The 13961-nt window shown below is 60.1% G+C and carries 11 protein-coding genes and 1 pseudogene; 4 read left to right on the plus strand and 8 right to left on the minus strand.

Going from position 1 to position 13961, the window contains the following annotated elements; all coding sequences use genetic code 11:
* The 4 genes from FJ958_RS28495 to FJ958_RS28510 all read right to left on the minus strand — a co-directional run.
* A partial coding sequence (locus FJ958_RS28495; RefSeq protein ID WP_140748565.1) for an ATP-binding cassette domain-containing protein occupies positions 1-212 on the minus strand: 212 nt, incomplete at its 3' end.
* A 2-nt stretch (positions 213-214) separates the two neighbouring features.
* Positions 215-1291, minus strand: a complete 1077-nt coding sequence (locus tag FJ958_RS28500) for an ABC transporter permease (protein WP_140748568.1) — start codon at positions 1289-1291, stop codon at positions 215-217.
* 104 nt (positions 1292-1395) lie between these two features.
* Positions 1396-2337 carry a sugar ABC transporter substrate-binding protein gene (locus FJ958_RS28505; protein WP_140748570.1) on the minus strand — a complete coding sequence of 314 codons (942 nt, stop codon included), beginning with the start codon at positions 2335-2337 and terminating at the stop codon, positions 1396-1398.
* A gap of 384 nt (positions 2338-2721) precedes the next feature.
* The gene (locus tag FJ958_RS28510) at positions 2722-3597 is read right to left on the minus strand and encodes a MurR/RpiR family transcriptional regulator (protein ID WP_246679810.1); all 876 of its coding nucleotides are present in this window, start codon (positions 3595-3597) and stop codon (positions 2722-2724) included.
* 197 nt (positions 3598-3794) lie between these two features.
* On the opposite strand from FJ958_RS28510, the gene iolD reads away from it, so the two are divergent.
* The gene (gene iolD / locus FJ958_RS28515; protein WP_140748576.1) at positions 3795-5636 is read left to right on the plus strand and encodes a 3D-(3,5/4)-trihydroxycyclohexane-1,2-dione acylhydrolase (decyclizing); all 1842 of its coding nucleotides are present in this window, start codon (positions 3795-3797) and stop codon (positions 5634-5636) included.
* A gap of 1534 nt (positions 5637-7170) precedes the next feature.
* A pseudogene (gene groEL, locus FJ958_RS28530) lies at positions 7171-7361 on the plus strand (chaperonin GroEL); the annotation flags it as partial.
* 151 nt (positions 7362-7512) lie between these two features.
* On the opposite strand, the gene FJ958_RS28535 reads toward groEL, so the two are convergent.
* Entirely contained in the window at positions 7513-7866 is a 354-nt protein-coding gene (locus FJ958_RS28535) for a Rieske (2Fe-2S) protein (protein ID WP_140748590.1), read from the minus strand.
* A gap of 11 nt (positions 7867-7877) precedes the next feature.
* On the minus strand, positions 7878-8960 hold the full coding sequence (locus FJ958_RS28540; RefSeq protein WP_140748592.1) for an amidohydrolase family protein: 1083 nt from the start codon (positions 8958-8960) through the stop codon (positions 7878-7880).
* A gap of 129 nt (positions 8961-9089) precedes the next feature.
* Here FJ958_RS28540 and FJ958_RS28545 point away from each other — a divergent pair, with 129 nt between their 5' ends.
* Positions 9090-9941, plus strand: coding sequence for a LysR family transcriptional regulator (locus tag FJ958_RS28545; protein WP_181176554.1), 852 nt, complete (start codon positions 9090-9092; stop codon positions 9939-9941).
* A 202-nt stretch (positions 9942-10143) separates the two neighbouring features.
* Positions 10144-12324, plus strand: coding sequence for an EAL domain-containing protein (locus tag FJ958_RS28550; protein ID WP_140748595.1), 2181 nt, complete (start codon positions 10144-10146; stop codon positions 12322-12324).
* A gap of 647 nt (positions 12325-12971) precedes the next feature.
* Here the strand turns inward: FJ958_RS28550 and FJ958_RS28560 are convergent.
* On the minus strand, positions 12972-13211 hold the full coding sequence (locus FJ958_RS28560) for a hypothetical protein (RefSeq protein WP_140748597.1): 240 nt from the start codon (positions 13209-13211) through the stop codon (positions 12972-12974).
* Entirely contained in the window at positions 13211-13927 is a 717-nt protein-coding gene (locus FJ958_RS28565) for a Crp/Fnr family transcriptional regulator (RefSeq protein ID WP_140748599.1), read from the minus strand. Before FJ958_RS28565 ends, FJ958_RS28560 begins: the two co-directional genes overlap by 1 nt.
* Positions 13928-13961 lie beyond the last annotated feature (34 nt).

Raw genomic sequence — 13961 nt, forward strand, 5'->3', positions numbered from 1 at the left:
AAATTCACTTCCTTGCCGTCGAACCAGATCTTGCCGCTGGTGCGCTGTTCGACCGCCGTGATCTGGCGCACGAAGGTCGACTTGCCGGCGCCGTTGTCGCCCATGATGGCGACATGCTCACCCTTGCGCAGTTCGAAGTTCGCGCCTTCCAGCGCATGCACGCCGCCATAGCGCTTGGTCAGGTTTTCGGTTTTCAGGACGATGTCTGACATGGTCAAGCCCTCAATGCCCGCATGCGCTGGCGCCACTGGTCAAGAACGACCGCGCCTACGATGATCACGCCCTTGACCATCTCCTGGTAGTAGGCGTCGAGGCGCAGGAAGGTGAAGCCGGAGATGATGACGCCGAAGATCAGCGATCCGATCACCGTGCCGACGATGGAACCGCGCCCGCCCGACAGCGAAACGCCGCCGATGACCGCCATGGCGATGGCGTCGAGTTCATACATCACGCCCATGCCGGACTGGGCGGTGAGGTTCTTGGAGCAGAGCACCACGGCGGCGAGCGAGGCCAGGATGCCGGCGATGACATAGACGAGAATCTTGTGGTTGGCGATCTTGATGCCGGACATGCGCGCGGCGTCCTCGTTGGAGCCGATGGCGTAACAATGCTTGCCGTATCTCGTGTAGGTCAAGATGAGCTGGAACAGGATCGCCAGCGAGATAAAGATGATGACCGGCATCAAGCCCTTGCCGATCGCCGCGAAACTGTCGGTCGGGAACGAGATCGGCTGGCCCTTGGACCACCATTTGGCAATGCCGCGCGCCGTCACCATCATGCCGAGCGTGGCGATGAAGGGCGGAATGCGCGTGTAGGCGATCAAGGCGCCGTTGACCAGGCCGGCAAGCAGGCCGCAACCGATCGCCACCAGCACCGGCACGATGACCGGCAGGTCGGTCCAGCCCTCCGCCAGGAACATCGCCTTGGGATTGGGGTTGCCGTTGACGGTCGCCACCTGGGCGAAGCTCATGGCGATCATCGCGGTGGCGCCGACGATCGAGCCCGAGGACAGGTCGATGCCGCCTGTTATGATCACCTGTGTGACGCCGATGGCGATGATGCCGACGATCGACACTTGCAGGATGATGATCTGCAGGCGCGCCTCGTTGAAGATGCCGCTGACGTCGCTGCGCGTGTTGAACAGGAAGCTGTCGCCGAGAAAGATGCGGCCGATCGCCTCGAAGATGACGACGAGAATGACGAGCGCCAGGAAAACGTTGAATTCGGCCGGCCATGTGCGCTTCTTCGCGTCATAGCTGAGCCCGCCGACGCCATGAGATGTCTGTGCCAATCCTCTATCCTCCGTCAGCCACGGCCTTCCTCGCGTCTTTCAGACGCTGAGAAGGAGAGCGGCGCTGCCCTTAGCGTGGGAGCGCCGCTCCGTATGTCCGCCGCTCAGTTCTTCTTCAGGAACTTGTCGATGTTGGCCGGTGTAACCAGCTGGAACGGGACGTAGACCTTGTGTTCCACCTTCTCGCCCTTGGCGAGCTTCAGTGCCGCGTCCAGCGCGCCCGCGCCCTGGCCGGCAGCGTCCTGGAACACGGTCACGGCAAGGTCGCCCGCCTGCATCGCCACAAGCGCGTCCTGGGTGGCGTCCACCCCACCGACGATCACGGTTTTCATGTCGATGTTGGCGGCCTTCATCGCCTGGATGGCGCCGATGGCGCTTTCGTCGTTGTTGGCGATGACGCCGTCGAACTTCTTGCCTGTCGACAGCCAGTTGGTCATCAGGTTCTGGGCCTGGTCGCGATCCCAGTTCGACGTCTGCTTGTCGATGATCTTGATGAAGTTGCACTCCGGGGTGGCGATGACTTCCTCGATGTCCTTGGTGCGCTGCACGGCGGCCTGGTTGGAAAGCTCGCCCATGATCACATAGACATTGGCTTCCTTCTTGCCGGCTGCCTTGAACAGGCGGCAGACTTCCTTGGTTTCCAGCGTGCCGGAATCGGCTTCGTTCGAAGCGACGAAGGCCTGGTTGTCCGGCAGCGTGTTCACGTTGACCGGCTCGCGATTGACATAGACCAGCGGGACCTTGGCGGCCGCTGCGGCATCCGACATCGCCTGGGTGGCCGAGGTGTCGACCGGGTTGACGATGATGGCGTCGACGCCCGAGGCGGCGAAGTTCTTGATCTGGTCGAGCTGCTTGGCGACGTCGTTCTGCGCGTCCTCGACCTGCAGCTCGACACCGCTCATGCCCTTGGCCTGCGCGATCATGCCGTTGCGCAGCACGGTCAGGAAGTTGTCGTCGAACTTGGCCATCGATACGCCGATCTTGGCGGCCATGGCGGATGAACTCATCAGCGCCGCGAAGGCGACGCCCAAAAGCAGTTTCTTCATTGTGTTTCTCCTCCACTTTTGGTGTCCGGTTGCACCGATCTATCCGGAATCCCCAATCTCCCCGGGGAATCTCTCCCTGATGTCGTTTCGGGTCCTGAAGCCACCATCCGGAGATTGGATGACAAATGAAAAGGATTGCCCCGCACTGAAGGAGCGGTCCTCCTTAACCGGTCCGCAACGATAATTGCAGAACAGGGATATTCTGCAACGATTTGTGAGTCAATTCGTTTTCATTTTTCAAAACAGAGACACGAATTGCGAAACTCATTGCGAGGGCAGACCGCAACGTCTGCCTGTCTGCAATCGAAATTATGCTGCCACCGCCAACATCTCTGTCATGGTGAGAGGCAAGAAGAGACCGGAAGCCAACCTGCGACGTAGGAGCTATTGCCCGGTGACTATCGGGATGCGCGGGTCAACGCCGTTGTTCTGCAAGCGCGCCGCCAGCGCTACGGTCAGCGCCTGGGCAAGGCACATCGGGGCTGCAAGCGATCTTGAGAAAGTGTATTCGTGCTCGGGCACCGCAAAAAGCACGCGTGCGCCCTTGGTCAGCGGCGACAAGGTGCTGTCTGAAATCGCCACGATGGGGATGCCCCTGCTGGCAACTTCTTCCACGACATTCACGACCTCGTTTGCATAGAAGCGAAACGACACCGCGAAAAGCACATCCTGCGGGCGGATCGCACGGGCCATATGCGTGGCCAGCCCGCCGCCAGGGTCCAGCAACGTGCATCGCTTGCCCAGCATCGTCAGGATGTAGCGCAGGAGTTCGACCACCGGCGCCGAGCGTAATTGCCCGATGAGATAGATGACGTCGGCTTTCTCCAGAAGGTTGACGGCTTCGGCCAAGTCCTCCGGAGGGATAGCTGTCAGCATCTCCTGCAGCGAGGCGATATCACGGACCACCAGATCGTGCATCAAAGCGAACTCACTGCGGTCGGTGCGCCCCCCCAGTTCCGTCTCCAGAGCCTTGATGCGCGCTTCAAAGCCGGGCGCCGCGGTGGACAATCGCTTCTGGAAAAGGGTTTGAAGATCCTTGAACCCCTCATAGCCCAGTGCCTGGCCAAAGCGCACGAAGCTCGATGCGTGAACGCCGCTGCTTTCCGCGATCGCGTTCACGGATCGCACCGCGACATCATTCGGGTTCTGCGTGAGGTACAAGGCAATCTTTTGGTATGACTTGCTCATTTGCTCATACCGATCGTGGATCAAGCGGATGAGTTCCTCATAGTCCTTTGGCGCTTTGACTTTCTCTTCCACGACCAGCATCCTTGCAATTTTCGTTGCATGATGGCTTCTTTGCGCTGGGTTTACCAGCGGAGAATTCTGGCTCAAAAAGCGGGGATCCGGCTCTGCCGTTGCAATCTATGCAATGGCACTTGCAAAAAAGTCAATTCTGCAATACGAATTGAATTCGTCATTCGGCATGATGTTGCCGCGATGCCCGGAGGAATCAAATGTCAGTGGTCCGTCTGACCATGGCGCAAGCCCTGGTTCGCTATCTTTGCAATCAGTTCACGATCGTCGACGGGGAGCGGGTACCGCTCTTTCCGGGCGTCTTCGCCATCTTCGGGCACGGCAACGTCACCTGCCTATCGGAAGCGCTGGAGGCGGTCCAGGACCGGTTGCCCACGTGGCGCGGGCAGAACGAGCAGTCGATGGCACTCGCCGCAATCGGTTTCGCAAAAGCCAAGCGCCGCCGCCAGATCATGGTTGCCGCAACCTCGATTGGCCCCGGCGCCCTCAACATGGTCACCGCCGCCGGTGTCGCACATTCGAACCGTCTGCCGGTGCTGCTGCTCTCTGGCGATACGTTCATCAATCGCCGCCCCGACCCAGTCATGCAGCAGGTCGAGCATTTCGGCAATCCGACCATCAACGTCAACGACGCCTTCAAGGCGGTTACTCGCTATTGGGACCGCATCGTTCATCCCGAAGGCATTATCTCCTCGCTGCCCCAGGCGCTCGCCACCATGCTGGATCCGGCCGATTGCGGTCCGGCATTCATCGCGCTGCCGCAGGACGTGCAAGAGATGGCCTGGGATTATCCGGAAGAATTCTTCGCCGAGACCGTGCATGCGATTCCGCGGCCGCGACCCGACGCCAGCCGGCTGGCCGAAGCAGTGAAGCTGCTGAAAGGGGCAAAGCGCCCGCTTATCATTTCCGGTGGCGGCACGCGTTACTCCGGCGCCGAGCAGGTGTTGGCCGACCTCGCCCTGATCCACGGCATTCCGTTGTGTGAGACGATCGCCGGCAAAAGCACCGTCAGCCACAATCATCCCGCCTATGTCGGTCCAATCGGAATCGTCGGTTCGACCTCCGCGAACGCACTGGCCGCTTCGGCGGACGTGATCGTGGCCGTCGGCACGCGTCTGATGGACTTCACCACCGGATCCTGGAGCGCCTTCGCGAAGGACGCGAAATTCGTTTCCATCAACGCTGCCCGCTGGGACGCGACCAAGCACCGTGCCCTGGCGGTCGTAGGCGATGCCTTGGCCTCGCTCAATGAGGTGGGGGCGGCGCTGGAGGAGTGGCAGGCGCCAAAGGAATGGACCGAGAAGGGCCGCGTCGAATTCGCCAAGTGGAACAAGGCGCTGGACGGGTACCAGCAGCCGACCAACCAACCTGTTCCCAGCTACGCCCAGGTCATCGGCATCGTGAACGCTCGCGCAGGCGAGCGCGACCTGGTCATCACGGCCGCGGGCGGCTTGCCGGGCGAGGTTATGAAAAATTGGCGCGTCAAGGCGCCCAATACATTCGACTGTGAATTCGGCTTCTCGTGCATGGGTTACGAGATCGCCGCCGGCTGGGGTGCCGCGCTGGCGGATCCCACGCGAACCCCGATCGTGATGATCGGTGATGGCACCTACATGATGATGAACTCGGACATTTATTCCACGGTCCTGTCGGGCCACAAAATGGTGGTGATCGTCTGCGACAATGGCGGCTACGCCGTGATCAATCGCCTCCAGAATGCCAAGGGCGCTGCCTCCTTCAACAACCTGATCAAGGATTGTCGCGTCAAGGAGCCATTCAGCGTCGATTTTGTGAAGCACGCCGAATCGATGGGCGCGCTCACCCGGCGCGTCGACAGCCTCGCGGACCTCGCGCAAGCCCTCGATTGGGCCCTCGGAACAGACCGGACGACGGTCATCACGCTGGTGTCCGATGGTTTCACCTGGACGCCTGGCGATGCCTGGTGGGATGTGGGTGTGCCCGAGGTAAGCGCCAGGCCGCAGGTGCGGGAAGCGCACGCGGAACAGGCTCAAGCTCGCAGGAAGCAGCGCGTAGGCGTCTGACTTCGTCACAATCCAAAGGTGAAATCTCATGGCGTTTGTCGAGTTGCGCGACGTCGCGAAGAGGTATGGCTGAATCCCGTTCTCCAGGGTCTCAGCCTGTCCGTTGATCGTGGAGAAACTCTTGCCCTCGTGGGCGAGAATGGCGCCGAGAAATCGACCTTGATGCGCATTGTTGGCGGCTATGTGCCGCCGACCGCAGGCACCGGCTTGATCGACGAACGTTCCCCCTTCCCGCGTCCATTCAAAGCGCCGAGGATGCCGGCATCGTCCTCATCCACCAGGAATTCTGCCTCGCGCGGACCTGACCGTGGGAGAGAATATTTTCATCGGCCGCGAACCGCGTCGCCATCTTCTCATCGACTATCGTGCGGTTCTGCGAGGAACGTGGCGCCGCGCATCAAATGCGGCAGGTGCAGGCGATTTGGGCTGATGACGAATATGAGCAATGGCGGCTGCACTGCTTCGCAGATCGGGCCGATAGTGCGCGGCCCCTACAAAAAGGCGCCTCTCCAGCTAGGCCCTGCGACGCTTGGACAGCGCCCGCAAAAGGTCCGCCTCCTCCTGTATCCCGTCCTCAAAAACTCGGAAGACTTCCGCAGCCAGATATTTCCGCTGCTCCCTGTCTTTTTTGGCTAGCCGTCGTTCATGGCACAGTCGATTAAACACGCGCTGGAGCATCTCCAAATCAGCGGGACAATACACACCACTGCAATGCGACAACGACATGCCCGCCGCCCTAGCGAAGCTTATAAGTACTATCTCACACAATGGGTTGGATGCGAAGAAAAACTGTGTCCATTATGGAACGGATTCGGGGGACTATTGATCTCTGAGGTAGGTGGTCGACCCTTTAGAGGTGTAGCCGCTCGGAGGAAGCCCATCGCTTACGCTCACTAGCTGCGCCGGGCTTTCTGGATTCAGCAAGCTCAAGGCCAGCAGGTTCAACCAGGATCGAGCGGAAAGCCCCGCCGGCAGAGACCAGCGGGGCTTAGGTTTGGGCGGATGGTTCAGGCGCCCGAGATTGGCACCGATACCACAATGACCTGGGCGGTGATGGGTCCGAGTGGGGACCTCCGGCAGTTCCCGCAGGCAGGACCCGCCCCGGGGGACCGTTGAAGGAGTGACGATCCATCTTCCGAACTTGGTGATAGCGGAAATATTCCGAACGCATCGCATTGGCTGGCTGAGCTTGGCCCGCGCTCCTTCCGCAGGAGGCACGGGCCGGCCGAGTTGCCCTCGGCCAGCGGCGCGTCTTTGGGGGTGGCATCGCCGCCGCAGTGCTAACAATCGACTGTCGGCGATGTTCCCCGAACAAACAAGAAGCCCGCTGCCGCGGGGCAGCGGGCAAGGTGGGGAGTGTGCTGGGGTCAACCAGCACGGGTTAAACGGGCGGCAGCGGGGTTGGTTGCGGACGCGTGAACGAGCCTTTGCGTAAGGCCCCGCCTCTCACAGAACGTCAGGATGGAAATAGATTCCGTCCAAGCTACGCGACCAGTGAACGCCCGATTCGGCGAGACGTTGCGGCAGATGGTGGAAGGTCAAGCACAACCGGCAGATGCTGGGCCGCGCCAACAAGGTCGTGATCGAGAAAGAGAGCACGACCATTGTGACGGCGTCCGCCGAAAGGAAGAAATCCAGGGCCGCGTTGCACAGATCAAGACGCAGATCGAGGAAACGACGTCGGACTATGACCGCGAAAAGCTGCAGGAGCGCTTGGCCAAGCTCGGCGCGTCCCCGAGGGAGCTTGACTACGCCAGAAACAGGCGATCCGTCGCAAATTGTGCCGCATTGGCAAAAAGCGATGAAGCGCATAAGGCAGCTGCATTGGCGAACGATGCCCAACCGCTCGCCAAGGCGGCCGTCGGCCGCTGGCTACTCAGGCCGTGACATAAATGCCCCCGGCCTCGACGGTGACTGCGAAAGTCCGCGCGCGAACGGATGGGTTGACCAGAGCCGCACCTGACTTGATGTCGAATTCCCATCCGTGCCAGGCACAGCGAACGATTTCGTTCTCGCGGTGATAGATGAATTGGGGTCCCTCGACGGGAGCGGTCGTTCCGCATTGCGGCCCTTCGCAAAGCGGGGCGCCGCGGTGAGGGCAGACATTCAGCACCGCATGGAAACTGTCGCCAATCCGGAACACGCCGATCGACAGGCTGCGCACCTTGGCGATGAATGGCGTCCCGACCTGGATGTCGTCGGCGCGACAAATATACGTCTTCTCGGCCATCTCGGTCCTCGTCACGCTGCGGCGGCGGCTTGCGGGCGCGGAATGCGCTTATACACCTCGAGCGCATTCTGGCCGAGGACCTTGCCGCGCCATTCCGGCGGGATGTGCAGCGTGTTGACATCGTCGTAATCCCAATGCGGGTAGTCGGATGCAAACAGCAGCGTGTTCTCCCCGTCCATCGCCTCCAGCATTGCCCAGAGATGTTTGACGTTCGATGGTTGCTCCAAGGGTTGGGTAGAGAAGCGTATGTTGCGTCGGCAATATTCCGATGGCAGCATTTTCAGCCATGGCGTCTCCTTGCGGAGGGCTTTGTAGTCGGCGTCAAGTCGCCAAAGCACCGAGGGGACCCAGGCAATGCCGCATTCGATGATGACGAAGTAGAGATCCGGCCATTTCTCGAACACACCATGCGCGATCATGCTCGCGACATGCGACATGGCCGACATGTGAAGGATCGCATGGGTCTCCCAGAAGAAAGTGGTGGGCGCGGGCGCGACGGCGTTCCAGTTGATTCCGCCATGCCCGCCAAGATGTATGGCGAACGGCAAGCCGACCTCGGCACAGGCCTCGAAGATCGGGTGATAGAACGGATCGCCATATGGCCGGACCGAGCCCTGGGAGGCCAGAACTTGCGCCATCCGGGGATGCGCGCCAAGCCGCCGGATCTCCGCCGCCGCAAGGCGTGGCTCCTGCGGCGCGATTACGATGGAGCCCATGAAGCGGCTGTCTTTCGGCAGCCATTCATTGATCTGGTAGTCATTATAGGCGCTTACCAGCGCGCTGGCGTAGTAGGGATTTGCCAGCGTCGAAGCTTCGATCGGCTCGTCCCCGGTAAGGATCGCAACTCCGATATCGTATTTGTCGAGGTGCTTGTCCTTCATGATCAGGTAGTTGTCCGCCTCGACCTTCGGCCGCACATCCTTGCGGGAGAAATCCTGTGGATGAAACCAGGGTCGATGGCCGTGCGGAAAGGCGCCTACCGGGCCGGTCTTCTCGCCTTCGATGAACATGTCTTTCCAGATGCCGGACAGGTAGGGCTCCAGCACCGTGGCGCTGGACCAGTAATTGTGGCAGTCGCAATCGATTATGAACACTTTTCCCTCTTTGATGATGTGGCGCCGAACGCCTTCGGTTCTGCATCAAATTTCCGCCTTGTCAGTGTTTGGATCAAGCGTATGATCGGGCCGATACGATCGTAAAAATCGATTGGTTTGCCTATGCAATTGGAACAGGTCGAAACCTTTCTCGACATCGTCGAGTCGCGGAATTTCAACCGATCGGCGGAGCGCCTCGGGCTGACGCAATCGACGGTCAGCAGCCGCATCAAGAACCTGGAATCCGCCGTTGGATCGGAGCTCTTCCACCGCGGCCGGGCCGGCGCCGAGCCAACCGCGGCAGGGCGGCGTTTTGAGGCCTACGCGCGCTCGATGCTGTCGACATGGTCCCAGGCGCGTCACGACGTGCGCGCCTTCAATAGATTCGAAGGGAGCCTGCGGGTCGCTGCCCAGGTCGGGATGACCCGCTCGATCCTGCCAGGTTGGCTCGAAACGCTGCTGCAAGTCTTGCCCAAGTCCTCGATTCATGTCGAATCCGACTATTCGCCCCAGATGATATCGGATCTGAGCCTGGGAAACCTCGATATTGCCGTGGTTTACGCTCCGCGCTACCTTCCCGAGATCGCGTATGATCAACTCATGGTCGAGGAATATGTGATGGTCTCTACGACAGCGCGCCGGCTTTGCGATGTCAGCCCGGACAATTACATCCGGCCCGGTTACACGGTGGCGCTTGAGAAGGCTCATGCGGAAGCGCTGCCAAACCTGACTGCCTGCCGGCTCTCGATGGGCTCGGAGACGCTAGCTGACAATATGCTGAGACGGGCCGGCGGCACATGCTACATGCGCGCCGACGATGCGCGTCGCTTCGCCGCCGAGCGGCCCTCTCACATCGTGGAAGAAGCTCCAACGCTCCATCAGCCGGTCTACACGGCAGTCCTCGCGCGACGCCGGCATGAGCCGATCATCAAGAAAGGCATCCGCGCGCTGCACCTCGCCGTCATGTCGCTGGAAGGGTGATCGATAACATCGATCGTAAACGCCCACAGTACGCCCTGTATCGAATGAAGGCCTGCTCGCAATCTCGGCCCGTCAAACGCGAGCCGGCGACGAACGCCTTGAGGTCCTTCTCCCCTTCCTGCCGATCCGACCTATAGCACAGTAGCAAATATGGACTTGCCGAAGTGAGTTATTCTTAAGACTTGCATGGCATGCTCTTGGGGTGGATGAGGCAAAAAAAACTATCCCGAACGCGTCAGGTGAAACGACCTTCCGGTACGGCAAGGGCGAGGCGCTGCTGCACAATTTCGTAGAAAACGCCACGATCCCGACGTTCCTTTTCGATACTGACGGGAAGATCGTTTACGCCAATCGAGCCGGAAGCCATGTCCTTGGGTACGGGCCCGAGGAATGTATCGGAATCCACTTCACGACAATCGTGCATTCCGACGACCTGACGTCAGCGCGCACGCAGACCGAAGATCTGATTGCCGGAAAGATCCATGGATATCAAGCCGAGCGACGGTATATCCGCAAGGACGGCACGACCATTTGGGCTTTGACATCCGTGTCACTGATGCCTGCCGACGGGGATCAGGCTCGCTTCCTCTCTGTACAGGCGGTGAATATCGACGGCCGAAAACGCGCTGAGGCCGCACTGAAGGAAAGCGAACGCCGCCTGCAAGTGGCGCTGGACGCCTCCCAAATTGGGGTGTTCGAGGGCGACCTGGCAACTGGGGAGCTGTTTTGGGACGACAGGGCGCGTGACATTTTTGGGATTCCACGCGAGCGGAAATCCCTTCACGCCGCCGACTGGGAGAATGCCCTGCACCCCGAAGATGCGGCAAAGACGCTTGAGGCGATGTCACGCGCCATCGAAGAGAAGGGAACGTTCAACGGGAAATTTCGCATCATCAGGGCCGACGGTGAAATCCGTACTCTTATGTCGCGCGCAACTTACTTTCAGGACGATGGCGCAACACCAAAATTCATCGGCGCAAATTGGGACATCACTGACGAAGTCGCCTTGGAACAGAGGCTCAAGACGGCAAAGGCCCTTGCCGAGGCTCGCAACGTCGAACTGGAAGCCGCCAAGGCCCGGATCGAAACCCAGGCCCTCCATGATGCGCTGACCGGACTTCCCAACCGGCGCTATCTCGACCAAATCTTGAGCCAGTACCGCAACCGGCCGCGCCTCCCGGGCGACGGTTTGGCATTGCTCCACATCGATCTGGATCGCTTCAAGCAGATTAACGATACGCAGGGACACGCGGCCGGCGATGCCGTGCTGGTTCACGTTGCCCGGCTTCTAAGTGCCAAGGGCGGAGCGCAGCATTTCGTCGCGCGCGTTGGTGGCGATGAATTCGTCATAGCCTGTTTCAATGGTGCCGACGCCCATCGCCTCGCCGGCCTTGCCGATCAGATCATCGCCGAGATCCGACAGCCGGTGCCATACGAGGGGCACTTCTGCCGCTTGGGCGCAAGCATAGGCATCGCCCTCGAGACGGGCGCGGACATCGATGCGCTTCGCGTGCTGATAAACGCCGATATCGCGCTCTATCGGGCTAAGGGTCGCGGCCGCAACCGCCATGAATTCTTTTCAAAGGCGCTGCAAAGCGAAATTGAATCGACCAAGCATATGGCCGATGAAATTCTCAGCGGTATCGAGCAGGGCGAATTCCACCCCTATTATCAGCCGCTCCTCAACGCTACTTCCCTCGACATCATTGGGGTCGAAGCGCTTGCGCGCTGGCATCATCCGAGGGAGGGAGTCCTAAGTCCGATCCGGTTCCTCCGGATCGCCGAGGATCTCAATGTCTTGGCTGCGATTGATCGCAGCATCCTGCAGCAAGCAATGCTCGACCTCGACCAATGGCAATCCCAAGGCATTGCAGTACCCACTGTATCGGTCAATGTCTCGTTCCGACGCCTGAGCGATGACCGCTTAATTCCCAGCCTTCGCGAACTCAATATCAGGCCGGGTGCGATTTCGTTCGAATTCCTCGAGTCAATTTTCCTCGACGAATTTGACGATGGGGTCGAATGGAACATTGATGCAATCAGGGAGATGGGTATAGGTATCGACATAGACGATTTTGGCACCGGCCATACATCGATCGTCAGCCTGCTCAAGCTCAAGCCGCGCCATTTCAAGATCGATCGTCAGCTCATCGACCCCATCGTACGCTTGCCCGAACAGCGGCGCCTGGTTGCCTCCATCATCGACATAGGCCGGTCGCTTGGCATTAAAGTCGTCGCCGAGGGCGTCGAGACGATGGAGCAAGCCAGGATTCTGAGAGAATTGGGCTGTGACATCCTGCAGGGATTCGCCTTCGCCCGGCCGATGCCCGCTGACCAACTGGCGAGCTGGATTGGCGGTGAAGGATGGCGAAAGGCCTCGTAGGCCCGGCGTACTAGGCGCCAGGTGGATTGGTCGTCCCGGGGCTGCAAGCCGCACAGGGTCGATTGTTGGACGTTAGCCCGTAGAAACGGGATGGCTATCCGCTTAGGGGCGCCAAGGAGACGTCTTTGCGACTTGCTCCTCGTTCTGGATGGTTCACCTACCGTAGTGAGGTCAGGAACCGGTGGTGTCGGTGCCGTACGAGATGACGTTCGACGATCTCGCCACCCAGGCTTTCGAGAAGGCGCAGACCATGCAGGAACCCGCGGGCCGCAAGCGGTGAGCTATCGGGATTTGTGTTTCGGGGTGTGTGCCAGCGCCTGCCGCGAACTTCCGCATGGGGTGCTGTGGGCCTGCCGCGTATGGGATGTCCAGGCCAGCTCGCAGGGACTGTCGCGGTCACTCTGATCGGGCCTCCGTGCCTGACGACTGGCGTTCACAGCGACGTCGCGCCAACTGCATCGCGCGGTTCAGGAAGCAGTCGAGGCCGCCGGCATCCGCAAGCGCATCAGTCCGCACACTTCATCGAGCGCTACCAGTCGAAGACGGACGCCTGGCGCTAGTCCTTGCCGAAGTGGCGACGAAATCAATCGCAGAGCGCCGCGTCGTGACCACCAGCGAGATCGGATAGCGAGCGAGGGCATTTGGCCCTAGTGGCGGGTTTCCGAGCAATCGGCCGCTATTGCGTCAAAGGCGGCGGGCACATTATGAATGATGCAGGCTGCAGCCCGCATCTCCTCCAGATTGTGGTGGGTGGCCTTGCACGCCGGCATCAGTGTTTCGATTGCGCGGAACGCCTGTGCGATGGGATAAGAAGTAAGCTCTGCCTCTGGAAAGGATATAGCCCTCGCCGCTCCTTCAAACGTAATGGTGTGAAATGTGTTGGTCATCAAGACTTTCTCCCTGAACCCAAAGCGGCAATCCCGAACTGACGTTGCTCCTCCTCCCCATAAGCTCCGTGTGTGAGTTTTATCATGCCGGCACGGTCGATAATCGTGATCTCGCCGCGCTTGGCATGGATCAGCCCTCGGTATTCAAGCATTTGCAGGGCTGTTGTTACGCCGGGACGCCGAGCGCCAAGCATGGTCGCCAGAAATTCGTGCGTCAGGTAGATTTTTCCCTCGCTCCGGTCGTGGACCATCAGCAACCACCGGGCCAGCCGCTCCTCGATTTTCGAATGTCCGTTCACCAGCGCCGTTCGGGACGACTGCACCAGGAATGCATGGGCGTAGCGAAGCAGCGACTCGCCGAGAGTTTGGCTTTGTGCAATTGCGGCGCGAAGATTTTCAACCGGCAGGCACCAGCCATTGCCGGCGACTTGGATGTAGGTTTCGTTGGGAGACCTGTCTTGCCCGAGAATGATCGCGACTCCCGTCATACCGTCGCGGCCGATGATGCCAACCTCGCTCTGCCGGCCTCCGGTCATCGTGGCGACCACAGACGCGATACCCGTCTCCGGAAAATATACGTGCTCGATAGGCTGGTAGGAATCTTCCAGCGGGGCTTTGATGGCCAGTTCGACGTGATGCATCGACGGCTGTAAAAGCGCGAAATCCTCTGGAGATAGAGCTTGCAAAACATGGTTGCGAAGAATGGATTGAGGCATGGCTCTTCTCCCTTAACGGGCAAGAGCGCGTACC

Source organism: Mesorhizobium sp. B2-3-5, from assembly GCF_006442395.1.
In the GTDB taxonomy this organism is placed as follows: Bacteria; Pseudomonadota; Alphaproteobacteria; order Rhizobiales; family Rhizobiaceae; genus Mesorhizobium.

What these genes read in the sequence shown, in the direction of transcription:
- FJ958_RS28505 (WP_140748570.1), bottom strand. Translation starts at nt 2,337, where the DNA reads ATGAAGAAACTGCTTTTGGGCGTCGCCTTCGCGGCGCTGATGAGTTCA.
- iolD (WP_140748576.1), top strand. Translation starts at nt 3,795, where the DNA reads ATGTCAGTGGTCCGTCTGACCATGGCGCAAGCCCTGGTTCGCTATCTT.
- FJ958_RS28535 (WP_140748590.1), bottom strand. Translation starts at nt 7,866, where the DNA reads ATGGCCGAGAAGACGTATATTTGTCGCGCCGACGACATCCAGGTCGGG.
- FJ958_RS28560 (WP_140748597.1), bottom strand. Translation starts at nt 13,211, where the DNA reads ATGACCAACACATTTCACACCATTACGTTTGAAGGAGCGGCGAGGGCT.
- FJ958_RS28565 (WP_140748599.1), bottom strand. Translation starts at nt 13,927, where the DNA reads ATGCCTCAATCCATTCTTCGCAACCATGTTTTGCAAGCTCTATCTCCA.